The organism is Caballeronia sp. SL1002 (assembly GCF_057814995.1).
Genome location: NZ_JBYMUW010000001.1, coordinates 341,195 through 363,157 on the forward strand (window position 1 = coordinate 341,195; position 21,963 = coordinate 363,157).

Below are 21,963 nucleotides of genomic sequence, written 5' to 3' on the forward strand. Positions count from 1 at the left end.
GGAGCTTGCCGGTTTGGTTGTCGCGTCCGATCGGCTGTGGGGCGGATTAGCTACATTCATCGACGCGTGTTATTTGATGAGGGGCGGTGGAAGAGAAACCAGCCGGCCTCATTATCCTGATAGACAACACTGACAGCGTTTCCCCACACCTGATTGACATAACTAAAGTTGTCCCTATTTTCTCTCAAGGGCGATACTCGCTCTTATGATCCGAGTTCGGCTTCAGTTGACTGGCTTGCGAAACCGTTCAAAGTGCGTAAGATGTAGCACAGTTGTGACACTCCAAACGGAACTACTATGTCTACGACAACGCTTCGCCTGCCGCCGGACCTTCGCGACCGCATCTCGAAGCTTGCGGAAGAGTCAGGAAAGACCGCGCATAGCTTTATGTTGGAGGCGATCGCCGAACGGGTCGCCAACGAAGAGTTGCGGCGTGGATTTATCAGTGATGGCAATGCTCGACTGGTGAAGATGCTGGACGTAGGCGTCGGAATCGAGTGGGCCGAGATGCGCGAGTATCTTCGCGGACGGGCTGCCGGAACTGACCCGAGCCCGCCGAAGGCGAAGAAATGGCGCGACTGATTCTTGCACCAGACATTCGTGAAGATTTCGATCGCATTTTCGACTTTCTTTTCGAGCACACGCCGCAGCACGCTGCAAAACGCATAGACGATATCGTATCCGCGCTCGATATTCTTCAATCAAGTCCGCTGATCGGACGGCCAGTTGACGGTGTCCACGGAATACGCGAGCTCGTGATATCAAATGGAGCCCATGGCTATCTCGCACTGTATCGATTTGTGCCCGAGATAGACACCGTGTTCGTTGCGGCCATTCGCAGCCAACGGGAGTTGAGTTATCGGCGCAGCGAATGATTACCGGCCCAGGAAAACGGCGAACGACACAACATTATCGATGAAGAAGGTGGCTGGCCATCTTAGATCGCGCGGACATCCTCACTCTTGCGCATTCCCGCGTCGCTGTTGATATTGATGTTGCCCGATAAGTTTACATAAAGCGATTTATCAATTTTTCGTGAAACAGCTAACTAATCGGATTTTTTATTTCACAACCCGCTTCTTGGAACAACCCTGAGCACTATGCTTGAACTGTGCGTATAATGTGCATCACGGATCGCCGCCGGGAGCCCAAGAAATGAACGCTGAGACCTTTGCCGACGTACTGGAGTCTGCCCGAGAAGAGGGAACGTCCCGGTTTTCGGCGGTCAATCTCGCCAACGTGCTCGGCCTGCAGCAGCAAGATTTGGCCACCATTGCCGGCGTGCACCGAAATACGCTGCGCACGCACCCTGAGTCGCCGAGACTGCAAGCCGCCCTGCGTGACCTGATGCGGGTGGTGTCGGCGGCGGTCGCGGTCCAGCCAGACGTCGAGCGTGCGGTGTTCCTCATCAAGAACCATCCCATTCCGGCGTTTCGCCATAAGACGATCCTCCAGTTGGCCCAAGATGGCCGGATCGAGGATGCGATCGATTACCTGGAGTCGATCAGCGCAGGTTTCGTTGGATGATCCTCACCGATCTGCCGAAGGGAACCACGCTCTATCGCGCTCACACTCCGCGCTGGGCCGCCCGTCCGATGAGCGGCGCGGGCGCCGCGCTGAAGGGTGGACGCTTCAACCGCGAAGGGGTCGAGGCGCTATACCTGTCGCTAGAAGAACTGACCGCGCTGCGCGAATACCAGCAGGCTTCCCCTTTCCTTCCGCCCTGCACCATTTGCTCCTACGTCGCCGAGCTTCGGGACCTGGTGGACCTACGGCAACTCGACCAAGGAAATTGGGATGAGCTTTGGCACGACTGGCGCGAGGACTGGCGGTATTGGAAGTTCGACCAACACATTGAGCCGCCGAGCTGGGTATTAAGCGACCTGGTCCGGGACCTCGGCTACACGGGGATTGTTTTTCCGAGTCAGGCGCATGCTGGCGGCACTAACATGATGATTTTCACCGATCGACTCGGCGCCGGGAATTCGATCGAGGTGAATGACCCCGGTGGGCAGCTTCCTAGCGATCAATCAAGCTGGCGACGATAGGCCCCGGCGCTCACTCGTACTCCCTCAGATGACAGGCGGGGCAATCATACTTCGTTTGCGGGTTTGAGCGACGTTTAGTCTCGCCGTGACCCTCACGCGTTGAGCGGACGAGCCGCCGTGACGGTTCGTCGGCGCCCGTCTGGATGGGACGTAGATGCTGTACCCCCGGTTTTACCCATTAAACGCAAGCGTGCTAATACGAATTATCACCATTGAAGCGGGGCGGTTGCGGGCGCATGCGGGTTCGAAAGCCGTCAATTCCGCCGTGGTGCGACAGTCGCTGCAAGGCGCACCCTTGCAGCGGAAAATTGACCTTGAGCCAATTGCGCTTCGGTTGCCTGCAACGCACGCGAGAAGCCAAAAGTTGCTGCAAAAACGCGAACACATCCGCTAAAAGAATATAAATAGTCGATACGGAGGTCCATACGGAGTCAAATGCGCTGGGGCGCTGCATGTAGCGCCGAATTCGCCAACCGTCGCCAACCGTGACGGACTGGCGAACTCGCGACGCATGCAGGCCGGTCTAATTCGTAGCCGAACGAGCCCCGTGCAGCGCCTACTCGCTGACGAAGCGAAGGGTCGGATAGTAAGGACTATCCGACCCTTCGTTTGCGGACACTGGCCCTAATTAAGGTGGATCTTTGTGTTCCTACGCCGCTCGGAACGTGAACGGCGCCCTGACCGTCGATGACCTGCTGCGAGCCACCTCGACGACGCATTAACAGCCCTCTATATGAGACGGACCGGTCGAGCCGTCGAGCGCGCGAGAGGATCGCCGAAATCGCCGCACCGACGGACGATGAGCCGAGGTTCGTAAATGTAGGCGCTCGCATGCTTCGGCAACCACCTTGCGCTATGCTGAGGGTCGGCATGGGCGATGCCGTTGCTTGCCTGAAAACGGCGGTTTCTCGCCGCTCGTCCCTTCTCAGCGCCTCGCGCTCGACAAGCGACTGCCGCAGAACGACGATGCGCTTTATCGATGACCGTATGAGTTGGGTTGTCTTCAACGCCACCCGGTAGGAAAACCGCGATATTTCTTTTGAATCAGATGACAACAGCGACTTTCATGGAACCGGTGGTTGCGGAGGATGGCAACACCGTCATTTTCACGATCGAGGCATCCGGACGGCCGGTTACGGCAATGATCTCGAGAGCCGCGCTCGAACAGCACTTCTGGCTGCGATCTGATGCGGACGCGAACCACATGTTGCGAACGTTCGCCGACGGACGCCATCGCATCGTCGCCGTGGCCGAGCGCCTTGCGTTGCGGAGTGGGGCGGCAGAGTTGAAGCTCGACTCAGCTGATTTCAGGCGGTGAGCGTTTTCTTAGTGAAACTGCGAGGCGACACAGCAGTTTTCAACCTGCGGACTTTCGGGGGCCCGATACGAACGCTTGCGCTTTCATCTGGGATTACTTCCGGGCGAATCCGAGGTGGTTGAATCTCATCAACAACGAAAATCTGTATGAAGGGCGGTGCCTCAAGCGGTCGCCGAGACTGACCGAGGCGATTTCGCCCGTGATCGACTTGGTGCGCGCGACTTTGGCGCGCGGGGCAGCCACTGGGATTTCCGGGCCGCTGTGAACGCGCTGGATTTCCACGTCACGCTGGCGTCAATGGGTTACTACTCGGTTTCCAATCGGTTCACGCTGAAAGCGTTTGTCGGACGGGACTACACGAACCGTCGTGTCATCGAGGCGGTGACTGAGTTGCAAGTCGAGAGATGCTGATTGCATATTTGCGGCCGGCGCCGCCAGGCGCATCGCCTGAGCTTCGCGTCTTCCCCGGAAGTTACTGCCACTGCCGACGCATGATCGACGGACGACCGATCGGTCCGATACTGCCGACGAGTTCGCTCGCTGCTTCGCGTCGCTTCGCGGGCCTTGACCGGCGAGGTTGCCGAGATCGCCGCCGCGATGACGGTCAAGTTCTCCACCGGTAAGGCTTCACGGCGCGGTCAACGCGTCTTGACGTCTCGAGACTTCAGGCGTGGGCGAATGCACGCGGCCGGATCAGAACAACTGGCTCTCAAGCGGAAGCAGATTGGCCAGTTTGACGGCCGTCAGTCGCTCGCGCCCATCGGGATGAATCGAGCGGATCATGACGCGCTGACCGCGCGCCTAACCTAAAATCTCGACGATGCGATCCCGGTAATGCGCCAGCGTGCCGCGTGACGGTTTTCGCTTCGTGCGAAGGCGAGTCGATGAGGGCATAAGCGTAGCGGTAGCATGTGTCGCTCCGATTATGCCAAGCTTTCGCCTGCCGCGCGTATCCGTCGACGCACACCGGTACACCGACAACTAGGCCTATGGTGAAGTCGCATGCCAGCACATAAATGGACTTTCGCGCCTCGCTTCAGACGCTCGGCGTTCGGGTGGAGATCGGCGCTGCCGATCCAGCGTATCAAAGAAGCGATATCTGAAATCCGTTCTGCCGCGCGCAGCGATCCGGTGCTGGGCGCAGAGGGCGCAGTCCTGCTGCTCGAAAAATTGTCGCCTGCACTCGAGCAGGTGGACAGTTCCTCGGGCGCTTTGGGCAGCGCCGTCAGTCGCGCAATCGATGCGCTGGTGCCGGTGATCGCCGCGGCCGACTTGCCGCAAGCGGTGCGGGAGCGCTGGTTGGAACGGCTGTTCGAAGCGTTACAAGAGGACCAGATGCCGTACATCGAGAGTTTGGGCGAACACTGGGGCACTTTATGCGTCACGCCCGAGCTCGCTTCTCGATGGGCAGACCAATTGCTGCCGCTCACGCGGCATGTTTTGCAGGCGGACGAGTACGGATTTTTCGTCGGGACGATACCGTGTCTGAGCGCATTGCACGCGGCCGGCCGCTTCGATGAGGTGCTGGAGCTTGTCAGCCATGACCGACTGAAGTTCTGGTGGTATTGTCGGTGGGCGGTCGAGTCCCTCGTTTCGCTCGGTCGCCCAGGCGACGCGATCAGTCTGGCGGAATCGAGCCGTGAACTCAACGCCCCGGAAGGCGCCATCGCACGGCGTTGCGAGGCGATTCTTCATGACTGTGGGATGGCCGAGGAGGCTTATCAGCGCTACGCGCTCGCTGCCAATCGGGCAGGGACCTACCTTGCGACTTTTCGGGCAATCGCAAAGAAGTATCCCGATCGTGCGCCGCAAAGCATTCTTGCCGACCTCATTGAATCGGAGCCTGGCTCGCTAGGCAAATGGTTCGCCGCAGCGAAAGACGCGGGTTTGTTGGATATTGCGCTTTCGCTTGCGAAGAATCACCCGACAGACCCCAAAACGCTCACGCGCGCGGCGCGCGAATATGCAGTGAAGCAGCCGTCATTCGCAATGGCCTGCGGACTGTGCGCTTTGCGATGGATGGATGCAGGCTACGGTTACGAGATAGCGCCTATCGATGTGCTCGACGCTTACGACGCGACGGTCAAGGCCGCGGCGGCAGCGGGCGTTCCGGCGCCGGACGTGCAGGCTCGTGTGCGACAACTCGTCGGAGCGCCTTCCTCGATTATCGCGAAGGTGCTCGCAACAAAACTGGCCTGACCTCCGCACTGCGGACGCGACGAACCGGGCGGCTGCATTGAAGCCGACGCGCCGACCCAGTCAGAGCATTACTGCTTTGTGTAGTAGCTCGAGTGCCGTCAACTCGTCTAACCGACCGGTGCGCGCTTTGCCCGCCAGCGTCTTGAGCAGCGCTTCCGCTATTGGCGAGATACCGTCCAGACCCTGCAGACTTGTCGCCGAAGCGGGTGGAAACTCAGCGTTCGCGAGTGCGCGTGCCGGTACGCGGTCACCGTCGCCTTCCACGGCGTGTGCATCGGTTGTCGCGGGTTGTTCGGTCTCGTTCGTCGCGAAGGCCCCCGCCATCCTTACACTACTGATTTGAGGCTCGGTTAGAATCGGGGCCTCTTCACTCTCCGGGGTAGCCGACGGCGTCTCGCTTGCCCGTGGAGTAGGAGCCGATACGTTCAGTGCGCCGGCGTCAACGGTGGCTGCGCGAGACGCTTGCTCTTGAGCGCTCGCGCGAGCGCGTGACGCGGGCGCGAGTAAAACTGAGACGGACCCGGGAATTTCCGCTTCGGAACGCGGCTGGTCCAACCAGCCAGTTCGCAAACCAAGCCGCTCCGTAAAGCGGTTCGCCTCTGCCTCGTCCATGCGCTTCTTGCCGTGCAGAACGCCCATGTGGTCTTCATCGCATCAAGACATTCAGCCGGACCACCAAAAATAAGCTTGGTCGAAGCGGAAAGCATCAGGTTCACACTCGCGCCGAAGTCTTCGATCACATATCCTCCGGCGCAAAGCGCAGGCTGCCCGACCGCCGACGGCTTCCGCGAAACGCGCTCAATCAAGGGTTCGGCGCTCGACCGATACCCGAATACTGGTTTTCCAAGCGCGACGGCAAAACCGATTTCGAAAGCGGTCCCGCTGTCGGGTTCACCTGGACCACGAAAATCATTGATGTTTGCCATGACGAGATCGGCCGACCGGATCGCCTCGACGTTAGCGCGGTAGATCCAATGAGCCGCGTCTTCGCGCTGGAGCGAAGCGGGCACGTCACCATCAAGCGGATAGAGACCAACGAAACCGCGTTCTCGGCAGAGTTGCTTCAAATGCTCGCCGTGCTCTCGCGCGTCCGTGCGGAACACGTCGAAGCCTGCCAGATAGATTCGCGGCTCACGTGCGGCGTGCTCGATGGGCAGGGGCGAGGGCGCGAGCTTTCCCTCCCGCACGCGTTTTTTATCCGCGCGACCTGGCGCCGCGCCGCGAGTACGCTCTTTCCAAGCCGTGCCGCAACTTCCTCAATCGAATACCCATGGTCGAGTTGCTCTAATAGTTTCGCCTGTGATTGAGTCGGCCGCCGCATCTGCTTTTCGGGTCCTTTTCGGTTAAATGCCCCTTCGAGGCAAGGAACAACTCCATTGTGCCGGGGAAAAGCGTGTGTCAAGGCTGACGGCCGTCCACTCACCATCGCCCGGGCGCGAGATGTTGGAGCGGCAGCTCACCTTGCGAGAGCGCGAGGTTAAGCGCTTCGTTTTGCTCCGGCGACAGGCCCCGGGCATCGACGCTTCCCGCGCTAGACAGCGTCAAGCAGCACGGCCGGTCAGCGACAACTATTTTGGCCGGTCAACGGGTGTAGTTGTCGCTGGCTAATTCATAGTTGTCGCGCCTCCATCGTAATTGTCGTTGGGTAATTGTCGCCGGCGCGCGCTCTGTTTGTCGCTGGCCTTTCGACGGCGATAGCTTTCCACATTCAGTTCAAAGATCGTCGAGTGATGGACAAGCCGGTCGATGGCTGCGACCGTCATGCCGGGGTCGGGGAACACGTCATTCCAGCCAGAGAACGGCTGATTGGCCGTTATTAAAAGACTTTTGCGCTCATACCTCTCGGCGATCAGTTCGAACAGTACGCTGGTTTCGGCCTGGTCCTTGCGCGCATACGACAGGTCATCCAGGACGATGAGATCGAAGCGATCGAGCTTCGCGAGCGCGGATGGCAGCTGCAGGCTCTGGCGTGCAGCCTGCAGCTTCTGGACGAGTTCGCTGGTGCGCGTGAACAGCACCCGGTAGCCAGCGTCGATCAGCGCGTGCCCGATGGCCGATCCCAGATGACTCTTACCGGCACCAGGCGGCCCGAACAGGAGAATCGTGGCGCCTTTCTCCAGCCAGGATTCCCCGGTTGCCAGCGCGGTGACATGCGCCTTCGAGACCATCGGCACCATGCCGAAGTCGAAGGTAGCAAGTGTCTTGGTCGGGTCCAGATGCGACTCGGTTCGGTGGCGCTCGATGCGTCGTTTGGCGCGTTCGGCCAGTTCGTGCTCGAGCAATGCGCCGAGCAGCCGTGAAGCCTGCCAGCCTTCCTTGTCAGAGCGTTCCGCGAACTCGGGCCACAACCTGCCGATCGTGGGCAGGCGCAGCTCGTTGAGCATCAGGGCCAGACGACCGTTCTCATAGGCGGGTGCGTTCATGCGGCCGCCTTGTCGAGCAGTTCGTCATAGACTGCGATGGGAGGCATCTCGACCACCACCTCGGGACACAGCGCCTCACGCGGAGCGAATTCGTCGCGCAACTGTTTCAGGTCGGGCAGTTCGCCGACTACGAGCAACGCATCAAGCCGCTGCGCCAGCAACGCTTCAACGCCGTGGTGTCCTGCAAGTTCGAGCAACCCTACCATGGTCTTGCATGCCTGACGTTGCGTCAGTTGCGCCTCCAGCCGCTCCCAGGTTCGGCGGTAGGCATCGCGCGGAAACAGCGCGTCGCGAAACGCAAGTCCCCTGAACGCCTGAGGCTTGCGCTTGAGAGAATCGATGAAGTGACGGTAATCCAGCGCGTGGCGGTTGTCGGCGGCACGGGAGCCTCGCGGCGTACTGTGCACCAGCGCGCCCGACAGATAGCAGTCGAGCCGGTCACCGTAGAGACGCACCTGCAGGCGGTGGCCGATCAGGCGCGACGGCGCGCTGTACAGGATGCCGCGCACGGTGAACGTGCTGCAACGGGTCACGAGCGCCTCTTCCTCGACGAAGTCAGTCGTACGGCGTTCAGGCAAATCCTGCAACTGTGTGCGCTCAATGCGAAACGCCGCGGCGTTGCGCCGGTTCCGGCGCATCACCACTTCACGGATGAATTCATCGTAGGCCGCCCGGTCAGCGAAGTCGCGATGGCCGCGCAGCATCAGGGCCTGGTCGACCGCTTCCTTCAGATACCGATGCGAGGATTCCACGCTGCCGTTCTCGTGGCCCAAGCTGCGGTTATTGCGCGTGCCCTCCATGCCGTAATGGTCGAGTAACGCCGCATAACGTGTCGTGAAGTCCTCCTGCTCCTGCAAGTTCTTGAAGGCGGCCGACAGGCTGTCAGAGCGATGTTCGTGCGGGCTGCCGCCCGCCTGCCATAGCGCGTTCTGCAATCCCGCAGCGAGGGCCTCGAAACTCTCGCCGCCCTCAACAACGTTCGCATACTCCCAGCGCGAGAACGCCAGTACGAAGTGATACAGCCGGTGGCCGAACGGGGCGCCGCCGATCGTCACGCACAGCTTGCTCATATCGGTGAAGTCCGATAGTCCGCGCACGCCGGGCTGATGCTCCTGGGGGAAGAACACCTCCTGGCTAGGCCCTTCGAGTGCCCGCCACTGGCGAATACGTCGCTCCAGCGTGCGACGCATGCTATCGGGATATCGATCCGGGTGATCATCCTGCAGCTTGCGCAAGATCGTGATGCCCATCAGGTTGGGCGCGTTGCGCAGCAACGGTACGACTTCGCTGTCCCATACGTCGACGAAGGGATCAGGGCGGGTCCGCCATGATTGGCGTGGCTTCTGGGCAACGTGGCATCGCGCTCGATGCGGCGTGCCGTACGCACGCTGATGCCGGTCTTGGCGGCCGCGACTTCCTGCGGATGGTGTTTGCGCTTGTTCATGTAGAGACGAACCTGTTGGTCGGTAATGCGGGTTCCAGACATGAGCTGACCGCTTTTTATTTAAGCTTCGATCAGCCCATCCTAAAGCCCCGTCGACCTGGCGCCGCCGGTGGTTCGTCGTCTCCGGCGGCTACGCCGCCTCCAACTCCTCACCACCGGCCAAAACAATCGTCAACGACCGGCCAAGACAATTGTCGCCGCCCACCGCGCCTTCAAAATCAGCTTCCCGTACACATTTGCGAGAACACGCGCAAGAGGACAGAGCGCTGCGTCCTCGCCTGCCTGTTGCCGTGCGCGCCAATAGTTGATTGCTTCCTCGACTTGGCGGATTTCGTAGCGACTCATGTTCTTGCCTTTGGGGATCTCGCGGCTCTCTCGCCGGGTGCCTCGCGGATCAGCTTGTGCAATTTCGCGCGGCTGAACAGGATCGTGCCATTTGGCATCGATCGCCATTTGCACCACTTCGTCCGAGCAGATCGGAAAAAAATGAGATCCGGCGATTCAACAAAAAGGGGCTCGTTTCCGGGCCCCCTTTTTTCATCCTCCGGTCAGCACCCTGACAGCGTATCGGACTGCGTCCAATTCATTCTCAGTGGCCCGCTCTCCGTTAAATTTGAACGCTCTCGCTCTGAACGAGAGGTTCTTCATCTGGTCGGCGAGCGCCACACCCGGACGCTCAAGACTGGAGATGAGGATCTCCGTTTCCCAGCCACGAACGGTTGAAGTGATAGGCACTGCATAAACGCGCCCGGTTACCTCATTGAAACCGTACTCGGACAGGACGAGAACGGCGCGATACCCGTCCTGCTCGTTGCCCTTACTCGGCCCGATGTGGAGCCGAATGATGTCGCCTGCTTCCGGAACTTCGTCTCGCATTCTCGATTACCATCTGTCGAATCGCGTCGGATCGTCGGGTCCACCGAGCTCCGAACCCTGCGGTTCGCCAAAGTCGATTTCGTCGTGCGGCACGAGCTTGCCCTCCCGGTGCTGCTGTATAAATCGTTCGAGGGAAAAGCGTCGAATCGCGGTGTGCGGCCGGACCAGAACTTGTCCGTCGGCCACCTGAACATCGACTTCTTGGCCTTCGGTGAACTCAGCTTCGAGCGCAATGTTGGCCGGGATGCGAACCGCAAGGCTGTTCCCCCAACGCTTAAGGATTTGAACGGCCATTGCACTTCTCCTGGTAGCACCTCATGTGAACGGGCCGTTTATAGGCTCACGTTTTTGATACTGCGTTCCTCGGTTGGTACGAGTCGATACTTCGTTGATACACTTCTTATATTACGCGCTGCAAAGAAAGGTGTCAACGCCGTCGAAACGCGCGTTGCTACATGCTCAAGGAATTACTAAAGTGCCCGAAGTAGTTAGGCACATACGAAAGTTCGGTAGAAACAATTATGCCAAGTCAACCAATCTGACACGACTCGCCTGGCCCCCGTCAGTACCCCGTTCCAGTCATTGCTCATCGGAGTTCAGCGCGGATCGATAGTCTTGGCCACCATAAAACACGCCGATTACCGATACGACCTCGTCGTCAATCGGGTAGGCAATGATTGCACGCTTGCGGAAGTGCGTGATTCGAAGCCCGGGCAGCACGTCTTCGCGCGGGACCCCACGCGCAAGAACGTCTCTAGCGTCATGCAAAAGTCCACGATAGCGTCGACGTATCGCGCGGCCGTGCTGGGCGCACCTGCTTCCGCAATCCTTTCTTCGAGTAACGGCAACTGAGTCAGTGCCTCGGGCGCAAATCGGACCTGCCAATTCATCCGCGCTGCGCCCGCGATTTCTTGAGTTCAGCACGTACCTGGTCAGCAGACAACGCTCGCCCAGGTTCGTCGCGGAGCGCCTGCGCGGCCGGAACGACTTCTTCGCGCAGCCACACTTCGACAGCCCGGTCTCTTTCACGAAGCGTTCGCAGTGCGTCGCGAAGCACTTCGCTGTCGGATGCGTAGTCGCCGCGCGCCACTTTCTCGCGGACGAACTCCGCCATTTCATTAGGTAGCGTAATGCTCATCTGCTGTGTCGTACGCATCGCCGACCTCCTTTTGGATAGGATTTAATCCTACTCTGCGGCGCCGTACAGCGCAACGTCGGCCGAATTCAAGTGTCGAGGCTAGATACAAATGTCCGGGTCCGGGCTAAGTTGAAATGTCCGGTTTTGGGTCGAGAATTATCTCTGTAGAAGTCAGTTTCACCACCGCGGCTCGTTGCATTTCGGCGCTTCTCAAGATCATCGCGTTCAGGTCAATTGGCTTGAGTTCGCGTTGCTTGCGCGTGTTGTTGGCCCGCATCTTCGGCTTTACCGGTTCGCCCTGGTTGGTCCTCGAAGGCGACCCCGAGATTCGCCGGTTGTCGCGCTCCGTCTGTACTTGTCGCGACAGCGCGAGGACGTGACCAAGGCGCTTATTGTCAATCTCGGCGCCTTGGTCTACATCCGAGAGCCGATCGTACTGGCGATAGGCCAGGGCAGTGCCGTTCGCCACCAGTTCGATGCGACCGTCCGGGTATTCGTACACGTCAAGATAATGGTGAATCAGCGCTCGGGTCACAGGCGAATCATCGAGCAAATACAGCACCCGATCGTATTGGACGGTCAGTGTGTTCGATACGCAGCGCGATGCGCGAGACGTTAGAACAGCATCCAGATCCTCGTCATGGCGCAGTGACCGGTGTGCGTCGAAGTCACTCTTTGGCGCCTTGCCAAAGCGGCCATTGAAATCAGCGATAAAGTGGACCGCATAAGCATTGGCGGCCTCCTGTGTGCTGATTCCGCGCAACCGCAACTCCTTCACGAGCCGGTCCTGCAAGGTGAGATTGGCCCGCTCGACGCGGCCCTTCGCCTGGCTGCTGTTGGCGCAAAAGGTATCGATATTGAGCTCGTACAAGGCTCGGCCGAACTGCGTGATTCCCTTGTCGGCAGTGGCTTTGCCGCGATTGGCCGAGAACACGCTCGCTTTGTCGCTGTAAAGTGCCATGGGCTTGCCATGCTGTTCGATATAGCGCCGCGTTGCCTCGAAATAGCTAAAGGTCGACTCCGTCGCGGTAAAGTGCAGCGTCATCAGACGACTCGTCGCGTCGTCGATAAACACGAGTAACGTGCAGGCGGGCGCGCGGTCCTCGAACCACCGATGATCGCTGCCGTCGATCTGGATCAATTCGCCCAGACACGCGCGCCGGTTCCTCGGCTGGTGGATCTTGGGTGGACGTTGTCGGCGTGGCGTCCACAAACCTGCGTCGATCATCAAGCGCCTGACCGTCTCCTTGGCCAGCCTCAGGCCGTGGCATTCGCGTAGTTTCTCGCAGGCGAGCGTCGGGCCAAAATCCGCATACCGCTCCTTGATGATTGCCACGGCTCGCACCGTCAATCCATCATCAATCCGGTGATTACTCGGCTTGGCGCACCGACCCGAAATCAACCCACGCGGTCCTTGCTCACGCAGGCGTGCCGCGAGGCGTCGAACCTGGCGCGTCGTCAACGACAGCCGCTCAGCGGCACGCCACGGCTTCAACAGACCGTCGACGACGGACTGAATCACCTTGAACCGGTCCAACTCGCGCATCGTCATGGTAATGCCATCCGTCGCAGCCATTGCAGCCTCCGGCGCCGAAGGGTCGACGCCGGGTAAGCTTAAGCCGCCCGAAAGCGGACATTTGAATCTGGCTCAAAGCGGACATTACAACTTAGCTGCTACAGTCAAAAAGTTGATAAATAGGTTTATGTAAAATTATCGAGCAACATCAATACCAACAGCGACGCGCGCATGCGCAAGCGTGAGCATGCCCCCGCAATCTCAACGGCTAGCCACCTTCTTCATCGATACTGTTGTGTCGAGGAATCCACCGCATCGAGCTTATCAGCGGCGTTGACTCCGGTATCGCCTTGTGCACGTCGAAACAACTTCTGACGGAAGGCGCTCGGGTCGGCATCGCGGACAAGTTGTAATCGAGACGAGATGAAGCTGTGGCAGAGCTTGGCCACGGGGTACACGGGTTCCGCCGCTCACCGGACAGAAAGCAGCGACGTCACGACGCTCAAAGCAAAAGTGATCGAAACCGTGGGCACTCCGCAGATCTTGGTCGGCGCTGCCGGCAGTCGGCGGCCAGTATGAGCGCCTGAACGAACTGCGTTCACTGACTCGCGGCCGACGGTGAACTGCTGGGGGGCGCGTCTGCGTTGGCCGCCCCTCCGGCTCTGCCGGCAGGCTTGCAGCCTGCGCAAAGAGTTACTAACAAGACAAAAGCGCCGGCGCATAACCTGCGATAAAGGGTAAGTTGCATCCACATCTCCTGAAAAAAGATGCCCCACGATGTTCGTGTGGGTCGACGGTTGGTTCACTTCCGCCACGAGTCATCTCGAGCGGGGCGGCTCGAATACACACGATAATTTTCTGACGGCTGAAGGCTTCTCATCGCATACTCCCGTCTACTAAAGTCACTCTTGCCAAATTTCGCAACGTCTTTGCTCTACTTATCGCGGCGGGAAAGCCATCGTCCGATGACTTACCCCGAATCGTAATGTCAGTCTCAGGAAGTGGCGCTGCCGACACGGTCCAAGGGACGCTTTTCCTCGCCAGCACCTACCCCACTGAAGGAGTTTGGTGGATGAAGGGCGGTATCCAGCCGCCTCCTATCATCAAACAGAGGTCCTTACGAGGGAAGAATCGTTACATCGAAGGATGATCTGCCAATCCTAGCCCCTGATCGATCACAACGCTTCAATACGGACCATGACCGTTCTTGGGTTTCCCCGCCAAGCGTTTCAAAAACGAGGTCCACCTCGTTGGCGACACGTTCGAAGCGTTCCTCCGTGTAGTCGATCACCGCATCGGCGCCGAGCGACTTTTACCTTCTCGTGTCTTGTAGTCGACTGGATTAAAGCTTGCCGCGTTGATTTTTTTCAGGACGTCCCGGTTACTAAGCTGCGGAATAGGAATCTCATTAAGTTCAAGCACATAAGCACCGCCAAGGCGGTGGATACGGTAGGCGTTCATTTCGCTCATTGTCCATGCTCTCTATGATTTCCGGGGATATCGCCCTTTCGACGTGCCGGGTTAGCCAATGCCGGAATTAATTAGCGATATCAGCGGGCTTTGGATAGCTTTTTCCCAAGTCCTCTTCGAGTTCAGGCGACGCGCCGGGTACGAGCGGATCGGAATCGGGAACCGCCCCGGGAATCGGTCTTATCTGCGTACCTGGATCATCAAGAGGCTCGTTTGCGGGGTCCGCGACGGGATTGACAATCGGATCTGATGACATGGTGCTCCCTGAGAAATGTATTGAATAGCCGCCGGCTGGCAATCTACGCCTCTGACGGTCTCTGGTTCGGTCCCGAAGTCGCATCACACGTCGAGCTTGACCTTAAGCCAGCCGGGTTGGCGCTTGTCAAACACCTTGTAGGCGTCGATGACGTTCATGAGCGGTTCGCGATTCGTCAGAACACCCAAAGGGTCGAAGGAGCCGCTTTGCACGATAGCGACGAGATCCGGAATCACGGAGCGGTGATTGCAGTTCCCCATTTTTACTACCAGATTCTTGTTCATAGCAGCACCTATCGGGAAAAACCGGTCATTCGGCGGATAAACGCCGATGATGCCGAGGTTTCCCGCTTTAGCAAGCGCCGCGACGGCCCAATCGAGTACCTGGGAGGGCGCATTGCCTGGCACCCAATTTCCCTCGTGCTCATGACGGTCGGGGGTGAGGGTTCGGCTCTCGAACTCGGCCCGTTGCGCCTTTTCTCGCGACGCCGCAGGTCCACTATCGGGACGCTGAGCATCTACACCGACGGCATCGATAGCACGATCCACGCCAATGCCGCCAGTCATTCCCAGGATGGCTTCTACCGGATCTTCCTTTTCGAAGTTCACTGTCTCCGCGCCCCGCGTGCGCGCGTTTTCGAGTCGATCTTGCAAACGATCGACCGCGATGACCCGTCCTGCACCGAGCTGAAATGCGCCCGCGATCGCAAACTGTCCGACCGGACCCGCGCCAAAAACTGCCACGGTATCGCCGCGCCTGACCTCGGCCAGTTGCGCGCCGAAAAACCCAGTCGGATAAATATCCGACATAAGAATGGCACGGTCGTCATCGATGCTGTCAGGCAGGCGAATCAGGCTCGCATTCGCGAACGGGGTCCGCGCATATTCTGCTTGCAGACCGTTAATGGGGCCTGTGGACTTCGGGCCACCGAAGAATGCCGTGCCCGCGCTCGCACCGTTTTCATTTGCCACGTCGCATTGCGCGGTATAGCCAAAACGGCAGTAGGAACAGGACCCGCACGATACCGTTGACGGAATCAGCACCCGGTCACCGGCGCGAAAATTCCGCACGCCTTTGCCCACCTCCTCCACAATTCCGACGCCTTCGTGGCCAAGGATGGTGCCTGGCACCATCCCGCCGAGCGTGCCGCGAATCATGTGCAGATCGGTCCCGCAGATCGCGCTCGACGTGATCCGCACCACCGCGTCCAAATCGTGCTTGATTGTCGGGTCATCAACCGTGTCGAGTGAAATATCGCCGATACCTTTGAACACAACTGCTTTCATCGGGGGCTCCCTGGTTGGACTGTTCCTGCGTTAACAGCAACCCGCGCGCCCGCTTCCGAAGCGGTCGTAGATGGTGCCGCCGATGCGCTTACGAGAGCAGCTTTGGACTCGCGCGCTATCGGCGTGAACACGATCCGGGACAACTCAGTGACGGCGCGGCCGCAGTGCTGCGGCAGGTTCTCGACACGGAAATCAGCCCTGAGCTTATTCCCGGCACGGACCTAAAAGTATTGGATCACAAAACAGAAAGCGTCATTGGTCCGTACGAGTTGCATAACTTTAACCTCTACCACGTCTTGCGCTTCGGCTTCGCGCCTTCAAGGATTGCATTTCTCGCGCTGTCCGCCTGGTCTGGTCGCGACCGCGGAATATGGCCTACAGGCCACGATTCGGTACGCAACGAATACAAGTTAGCAGACGTTAAACGCTTCCTCGCGATTTTCGCGGATCGCTTCTTTCGCACAAGTCAGTTCAAACGTTCGTGCATTCCCAATGCTCCGAAAGTGGATGCTGGCGGTTCGTTGTCGCCTCGAGGCGACCGGCGGGCGCCGAGTGACAGCGACGCGACTGTCTGGCTGCACAACCTGAACACCATACCGGACTCGTTCCTGTCATCGCTGGCTTCACCCTTGCCACCGCCGAGTCTTGCACCGCCGGACAGATTGCCTCGTATCTGGCCAGCGTGCCCGGATGCGGAGTTGCCTCGACGTGGCTTTGTCAGCTACTCGCCGACGGATAGGGCGGGTTCCTCGGTGTGCAGAAGCAAATAATGGAGCAGTTTGGTCTCACGAGCGAAGAGGTGGCCCGCGAGATGGCGGAAGGCGCCCTTCGCCAAGAAGTCTCCTGCGAACATCGTCGTGTCAAATACTGAGTATCGTGACTTTCTCCGAGACGCGGCGATTCGCGGGTAGCCGGAATGACATCCGTTAGGCGGCCTCTTTGTACGCACTTTCGAGCATAGAGCACTATTCCAATCAAATGCCGCGCAGCCTACCGCTACCACGCGTGAGCAACGCGTCCTGACGTTCAATATGGCCGGCTCGTCTTTCGATCCAAACCTCCGCATAGACCGATCCGATACAGGATCGACACCACGATCCGGGAATCCCCATTGCTACCAGTAAGAGACTGGTGCGGTTGCAAAATTGCCGTGGCGCCCGGGCCATTCTGGACGGTGTTGCAAGTGACCGGCGGCCAAACCTCTGAGAAGGTGAATAAGTTCGGTTCGGACACACCGCTCGGTCGCCCTGGACAGCCTGCCGAAATAGCCCACGTGTACGTCCAACTCGCTTCGACTGAATCCAGTTACATCACTGGTCAGATTTATGGCGAGACGGGCGGTTCCGGGCAGCCTTAAGGCATCGCATGAGTGGACGGTTGCCACGGATCGAGCGCGCGCATTGGGCCGAACGAGCAACCGTAGAAAATACACTACCGGACGATAATGCCGCCTCATACGCGCCTCCTTATTATCTCGCCTCATCTCGATGACGCCGTCCTAAGCTGCGGGATGCTCTTGGCTGCGCACCCCGGTGCAATAGTATGCACCGCGTTCACCGCTGCGCCGCGCGAAAACATGACGACGGACTGGGACGCGCAGTCAGGATTTATCGACGCATTCGAAGCGATGGGTGCGCGCGTTATCGAAGATACCCTAGCCCTCGACGCTTTAGGTGCGCGAGCAATTCATCTTCCCTTCTGCGACGCGCAATACCTAACGCCGCCCTCGCGCGAAGCGTTGGTCGCTGCGTTTAGAAACACCGCGGCCGATACGAAGCCGGACCTTGTGTTTGCGCCGATGGGCCTGTTTCACTCCGATCATAAGCTGGTCTCAGAAGCGTGCCTTACCGCTTTCGCTTCCGGGCGAGAACATGCGCTCCATCTCTACGAAGACGTACCCTACCGCCGCATGCCGGACATCGTGACAAAGCGTCTTACCGTTCTTGCAGAGGAAGGGTTTATTGCATCGGTCGCTCACGTTCTTGACGCAGATACCGTTGAGAGTGACCGCTATGCGCTTATGAAGCGCAAAGCACTCCGTGGTTATCGCAGTCAGCTCAGAGCGTTCGGCCCGGATGCAGAGAAGATATTGTTCGATATGGAACGCTACTGGAAGATCGGGGCAGCCGCTTCAGCACGGCCGGCTTAACCCCGCACTCACTAAGTTCTCGGAGTCTTGCAGCGTCCCGCGCCATGAACAAAATCAATCGACACCCTTCGCAGCGCATCTCCCTCGTCGTCCTGACGTATAACCGCTCGAGCGAGATCGCCGCAACGCTCGAGCGCCTGCTCGCACTTCCTGAAGAACCGCCCATCTATCTGGCCGATAACGGCTCTACCGACGATACCGTACGGACCGTGCGTTCGCGTTTCCCAAGCGTGCGCATCGTTGAATGCGGCGCGAATCTAGGCGCTGCGGGAAGGAATTGCGCGGTTGCAGCTGTGCGAACCGAGTACGTCGCGTTCTGCGATGACGACACGTGGTGGGAGCCGGGATCATTGACGCGTGCTATCGAACTTCTCGACACGTGGCCGTCAGTCGGCATACTCAGCGCTCGCGTAGTTGTCGGTCTTGAGCGTCGCACGGATCCGACGTGCGCTCTGATGTCCCAAAGTCCACTTAGCAGAGACGCCTTACCCGGCCCTGCCCTAGTCGGCTTTTTGGCAGGCGCATCCGTCTTCCGGACCGCCTTGTTTCGCGAAGTGGGTGGCTACCAGACCAAGTTCTTTATTGGCGGCGAAGAGGAACTTGTCGCCCTCGATGTATTGGCATCTCATCATGCAATCGTCTATTGCGACCAGTTGACCGTACACCACCATCCGTCCGCCAGCCGCAACAGCCGGCTACGACGAAGATTGCTCGCACGCAACGCGGCCTGGGTTGCCTGCCTGCGCCTGCCGTGGTCATTGGTCTTGCAGGAAACGGTTCACGCCTTGAGAACATTTTGGCGGGAAGGCACGTTTATCCGCGACAGCGCCGAATTTGCCAGCGGTGCGGCGTGGGCGTTCATGCGACGTAAGCCCGTTGAGGCGCGCGTGAGACAAATGCTCGACTGTGTGCGTGATGCGGGACAGAACGAGGCGGCGTCGAATCCCGCTCGCGTCCGCCCGAATACGACGAGTGTCGATACGTGAGGCGCGTTACGATGCTTCGATTCGTTCCTCTGCCGGCGCTCTCGCCGCACGCTTGATCTCTTCGATAAGCCGCTCCGCTGCGACGGGTTTCGTCAAGTGCGCACGAAACCCGCTGCTCTGCGTCTCTGCACCAATTTTCACGTCGAGGTCGGTATAGCCGGTCAACGCTAATGCGGGCAGGCGTAGCATCTGAGGCGGCTTCCGCTTTTCTTCCAGTTGACGGACGCTGCGCAGCACCGCATTGCCGTCATCGTCGCCTAGCACGATATCGCAAAGCATGACGTGCGGCCAATCCGCAACAGCAAGATCAGCGAGGCACTCAAGTGCGTCTTTTCCCGAGGAAGCGAGCAGCACGTGCGCGCCATTGGAAGCGAGCACCGCTTCCAGCGCATCACGAGCTTCCTCCTGATCGTCGATCGCAAGCACGAGCAAATTCTCCAGCGGCGCTGTGCTGGGATTCTCGGTCGAAGAATCCTCTGCCGAACATGCTTCATAGGCAGCATCGGCGACGGGCCGCAATGGAAGCATCGCAACGTAAGCCAGACGATCGCCGAGAGGCGTCAGCGCGAAATGCCCACCGGCTGCCGCCAGCGCTGTCTCCATGTATCGCGCGGCCGCATTTGATACATCTGCTGGGTCGGAGCCCGCTCCGGACACATCGATCCACGCGTGATTATTATGGCGTTTGACATGAATTTTGAGTCGCTGTCCCGGCGTCGCGCGGAGCACTTCAAATCGGCAAAGTTCTGCAACGAGTGGCTGAAAAATTGCGGGATCGCCGGTCACGCGCAAGTCACCCCCATCGATGTCGGCGATGAGCGTCACATCTTGCGCCTTCAATTCATCGTGCAGCGAGTCGATTGTGCCCGCCGTCAACGCAGCGAGGCTGACAGACTGTGCGGTTAGCTTGCGTTGCGTATGTTCGAGCTCCCCCTGCTGCCATTGCAGCGACCACATTTTTGAATACACGCCGTTGCGTTCCAGCAAATCGCTATGCCTGCCCTGTTCCACAAGCCGCCCGTGCTCCATCACCAGAATCCAGTCGGCATCCACCACCGTGGAGAGCCGATGCGCGATTACGATCGAGGTGCGGCCTCGCGCGAGCCGTGATAGTTCGGTCTGAATCGCGCGTTCGGAGCGTGTATCGAGCGCAGACGTCGCCTCGTCGAATACTATGATGCGCGGATCCTTCAAAACGGCTCTCGCAATAGCGATGCGCTGCCGCTCCCCGCCGGAGAGTCGAACGCCGCGCTCGCCCACACGGGTGTCGTAATGATCAGGCAAGCGTTCGATAAACTCGTCTAGCTGCGCCGCGCGTGCGGCTCGCACGACATCAGCACGCGTTGCTGAAGGGCGCCCGTAAGCAATGTTGTAGGCAATCGTCTCGTTGAACAGGACGGTATCCTGCGGCACGATGCCGATGGCTTCACGCAAGCTCCGCTGCGTGACGTTGCGCAAATCCTGCCCGTCGATGCGAATGGATCCTAGCAGCGGCTGATAAAGACGAAACAAAAGCTTCACCAGCGTCGATTTTCCGGAGCCGCTGCCACCGACTACCGCCAAAGTCTTGCCGGGATAAGCGTGAAAATCGACATCGTGAAGGATTTGCCGGGCCGAGTCGTAGCCGAAATCGACGTGTTCAAAATAGATTTCCCCAGCCGTCACTTCCAGCGGGAGTGCCGCGCGCTCGTCGATATCTTCCCCTACGCGGCCCCTCGTGGCGAGAATCGCAAACATGCGCTCGACATTGACCAAGGCATCGTTTGTTTCCCGGAACACGAAGCCTAGCGTGTTCAGCGGCATGCATATTTGGATGATGTACGCATTGACGAGAACAAGGTCGCCCACGCTCATTTGGCCGCTCATGACCCGCTGCGCAGCGAGCAGCATGATGGCCGCGATCCCCGCCGCAATGACGGCGCTTTGGCCTACGTGCAGCGTGGTCAGTGCGCGCTGGTTTGCGATCCTGGCCTGTATCCATTTTTCAAGAACGGCGGCGAGCCTTGACGTTTCGGTATCTTCGGTCGCGAAATATTTGACCGTATCGTAATTAAGCAAGCTGTCCACGAGACGTCCGTCCGACTGCGCCTCTAGCGCATTAACCGCGCGCTGAAATGCGACTCTACGCCGCGTGAAGACGAACGTGTAAAGCGCGTAAGCAACAAAAGTCGCGGCTATCACCAAAGTGAATTCCGACGGATAGTGGCTCATCATGATCGCAACAATGGCCGCGATTTCGAATGCGGTAGGCACAATCGTAAATAGCGCCGTCCCGAGCAGGAAGCCGATACCGTCCGCCCCTTTTTGGACGTCCCGGACTATTCCGCCTGTCTCACGCTTCGTATGAAACCGTGCACTCAGCCGATGCAAGTGGGCAAAAGTGCGCTCCGTAAATGCCGCAACAGTTCGCTGAGTGACGGCGCTGAACACTACGTCGCGCGCTTCGTTCAGCGTGTCGCCGAAGAAGCGTAACAGTGCATACGCGAGAACCAGGAACAGTGGAAACAACGCTTGCGCGACAGGATGGCTAAGTTCGTCGACTATATGTTTGAGCGCGAGCGGAATCAGGACGGTCGAGAGCTTCGCCGTGAGCATTAGCGCAAGAGCGATTAGCGTCTGCTTCCGAAATCGCCATACCGCACGACCGAGTTCAAGGGCGATCTCGCGCGCGTGTGAGTTTGGGGATCTATGCATCGGCATTAGAAGGAAACCTACGATGTCCGCAACGCAGTACGGTCGAACTCGCTAGCAAACGGTGCGCCCGGTCCCTTCGAGGAAAGGATGCCCAGTGCAAGCGCGATTGCTTTTTCGCGCACGGATTCTCGAATTTACGCGCCGCTTGTAAAAGGGAACA

General features: G+C 59.0%; 18 protein-coding genes and 6 pseudogenes. 12 read left to right on the forward strand and 12 right to left on the reverse strand.

Annotated elements, in window-relative coordinates; all coding sequences use genetic code 11:
• Positions 1–297: 297 nt before the first annotated feature.
• The 7 genes and pseudogenes from AC3D25_RS01655 to AC3D25_RS01685 all read left to right on the forward strand — a co-directional run bounded on the left by AC3D25_RS01655 (position 298) and on the right by AC3D25_RS01685 (position 5,565).
• Positions 298–582, forward strand: a complete 285-nt coding sequence (locus AC3D25_RS01655; RefSeq protein WP_488886771.1) for a CopG family ribbon-helix-helix protein — start codon at positions 298–300, stop codon at positions 580–582.
• On the forward strand, positions 570–875 hold the full coding sequence (locus tag AC3D25_RS01660; RefSeq protein WP_488886772.1) for a type II toxin-antitoxin system RelE/ParE family toxin: 306 nt from the start codon (positions 570–572) through the stop codon (positions 873–875). Before AC3D25_RS01655 ends, AC3D25_RS01660 begins: the two co-directional genes overlap by 13 nt.
• 280 nt (positions 876–1,155) lie before the next feature.
• Positions 1,156–1,527 carry a DNA-binding protein gene (locus AC3D25_RS01665; RefSeq protein WP_116564708.1) on the forward strand — a complete coding sequence of 124 codons (372 nt, stop codon included), beginning with the start codon at positions 1,156–1,158 and terminating at the stop codon, positions 1,525–1,527.
• On the forward strand, positions 1,524–2,048 hold the full coding sequence (locus AC3D25_RS01670; RefSeq protein WP_488886773.1) for an RES family NAD+ phosphorylase: 525 nt from the start codon (positions 1,524–1,526) through the stop codon (positions 2,046–2,048). Before AC3D25_RS01665 ends, AC3D25_RS01670 begins: the two co-directional genes overlap by 4 nt.
• 1,048 nt (positions 2,049–3,096) lie before the next feature.
• Positions 3,097–3,366: a DUF1488 family protein gene (locus tag AC3D25_RS01675; RefSeq protein ID WP_488886986.1), complete on the forward strand. Its 270-nt coding sequence runs from the start codon at positions 3,097–3,099 to the stop codon at positions 3,364–3,366.
• A gap of 118 nt (positions 3,367–3,484) precedes the next feature.
• Positions 3,485–3,777, forward strand: a pseudogene (locus AC3D25_RS01680) (hypothetical protein).
• 591 nt (positions 3,778–4,368) lie between these two features.
• Positions 4,369–5,565, forward strand: coding sequence for a hypothetical protein (locus tag AC3D25_RS01685; protein ID WP_488886774.1), 1,197 nt, complete (start codon positions 4,369–4,371; stop codon positions 5,563–5,565).
• A 764-nt stretch (positions 5,566–6,329) separates the two neighbouring features.
• Here AC3D25_RS01685 and AC3D25_RS01690 read toward each other — a convergent pair.
• The 11 genes and pseudogenes from AC3D25_RS01690 to AC3D25_RS01740 all read right to left on the reverse strand — a co-directional run.
• Positions 6,330–6,752: pseudogene (locus AC3D25_RS01690) on the reverse strand (nucleoside 2-deoxyribosyltransferase); the annotation flags it as partial.
• Between the two features lie 417 nt (positions 6,753–7,169).
• Positions 7,170–7,988 (reverse strand): IS21-like element helper ATPase IstB, encoded by an 819-nt coding sequence (istB, locus tag AC3D25_RS01695; RefSeq protein WP_488886775.1) that lies wholly within the window; start codon positions 7,986–7,988, stop codon positions 7,170–7,172.
• Positions 7,985–9,474, reverse strand: a pseudogene (istA, locus tag AC3D25_RS01700) (IS21 family transposase). The gene istB and the pseudogene istA overlap by 4 nt, the downstream one beginning before the upstream one ends.
• A 129-nt stretch (positions 9,475–9,603) precedes the next feature.
• The gene (locus AC3D25_RS01705) at positions 9,604–9,885 is read right to left on the reverse strand and encodes a DUF3717 domain-containing protein (protein ID WP_488886776.1); all 282 of its coding nucleotides are present in this window, start codon (positions 9,883–9,885) and stop codon (positions 9,604–9,606) included.
• Positions 9,886–9,969: 84 nt separating this feature from the next.
• A complete protein-coding gene (locus AC3D25_RS01710; RefSeq protein WP_488886777.1) occupies positions 9,970–10,308 on the reverse strand; it encodes a type II toxin-antitoxin system PemK/MazF family toxin in 339 nt (112 codons plus the stop codon).
• Between the two features lie 6 nt (positions 10,309–10,314).
• Positions 10,315–10,602, reverse strand: a complete 288-nt coding sequence (locus AC3D25_RS01715) for an AbrB/MazE/SpoVT family DNA-binding domain-containing protein (protein WP_488886778.1) — start codon at positions 10,600–10,602, stop codon at positions 10,315–10,317.
• A gap of 592 nt (positions 10,603–11,194) precedes the next feature.
• The gene (locus tag AC3D25_RS01720) at positions 11,195–11,464 is read right to left on the reverse strand and encodes a type II toxin-antitoxin system ParD family antitoxin (protein WP_488886779.1); all 270 of its coding nucleotides are present in this window, start codon (positions 11,462–11,464) and stop codon (positions 11,195–11,197) included.
• Between the two features lie 106 nt (positions 11,465–11,570).
• Positions 11,571–13,022 (reverse strand): ISNCY family transposase, encoded by a 1,452-nt coding sequence (locus AC3D25_RS01725; RefSeq protein WP_488886780.1) that lies wholly within the window; start codon positions 13,020–13,022, stop codon positions 11,571–11,573.
• A 1,057-nt stretch (positions 13,023–14,079) separates the two neighbouring features.
• Entirely contained in the window at positions 14,080–14,253 is a 174-nt protein-coding gene (locus AC3D25_RS01730) for a hypothetical protein (protein ID WP_488886781.1), read from the reverse strand.
• Positions 14,250–14,432: a hypothetical protein gene (locus tag AC3D25_RS01735; RefSeq protein WP_488886782.1), complete on the reverse strand. Its 183-nt coding sequence runs from the start codon at positions 14,430–14,432 to the stop codon at positions 14,250–14,252. Before AC3D25_RS01735 ends, AC3D25_RS01730 begins: the two co-directional genes overlap by 4 nt.
• Positions 14,433–14,771: 339 nt before the next feature.
• Positions 14,772–15,974: an alcohol dehydrogenase catalytic domain-containing protein gene (locus AC3D25_RS01740; protein ID WP_488886783.1), complete on the reverse strand. Its 1,203-nt coding sequence runs from the start codon at positions 15,972–15,974 to the stop codon at positions 14,772–14,774.
• Positions 15,975–16,105: 131 nt separating this feature from the next.
• Here AC3D25_RS01740 and nadE point away from each other — a divergent pair.
• From nadE to AC3D25_RS01765, 5 genes and pseudogenes are all read left to right on the forward strand, one after another.
• A pseudogene (gene nadE / locus AC3D25_RS01745) lies at positions 16,106–16,576 on the forward strand (NAD(+) synthase); the annotation flags it as partial.
• Positions 16,577–16,587: 11 nt separating this feature from the next.
• Positions 16,588–16,997: pseudogene (locus tag AC3D25_RS01750) on the forward strand (CinA family protein).
• Between the two features lie 127 nt (positions 16,998–17,124).
• Positions 17,125–17,331 (forward strand): annotated as a pseudogene (locus tag AC3D25_RS01755) (SDR family oxidoreductase); the annotation flags it as partial.
• Positions 17,332–17,418: 87 nt separating this feature from the next.
• Positions 17,419–18,123, forward strand: a complete 705-nt coding sequence (locus tag AC3D25_RS01760; RefSeq protein WP_488886784.1) for a PIG-L deacetylase family protein — start codon at positions 17,419–17,421, stop codon at positions 18,121–18,123.
• Between the two features lie 44 nt (positions 18,124–18,167).
• Positions 18,168–19,109 carry a glycosyltransferase family 2 protein gene (locus AC3D25_RS01765; RefSeq protein WP_488886785.1) on the forward strand — a complete coding sequence of 314 codons (942 nt, stop codon included), beginning with the start codon at positions 18,168–18,170 and terminating at the stop codon, positions 19,107–19,109.
• Between the two features lie 6 nt (positions 19,110–19,115).
• Here AC3D25_RS01765 and AC3D25_RS01770 read toward each other — a convergent pair whose 3' ends face one another.
• The gene (locus AC3D25_RS01770; RefSeq protein WP_488886786.1) at positions 19,116–21,809 is read right to left on the reverse strand and encodes an ATP-binding cassette domain-containing protein; all 2,694 of its coding nucleotides are present in this window, start codon (positions 21,807–21,809) and stop codon (positions 19,116–19,118) included.
• Between the last annotated feature and the right edge of the window lie 154 nt (positions 21,810–21,963).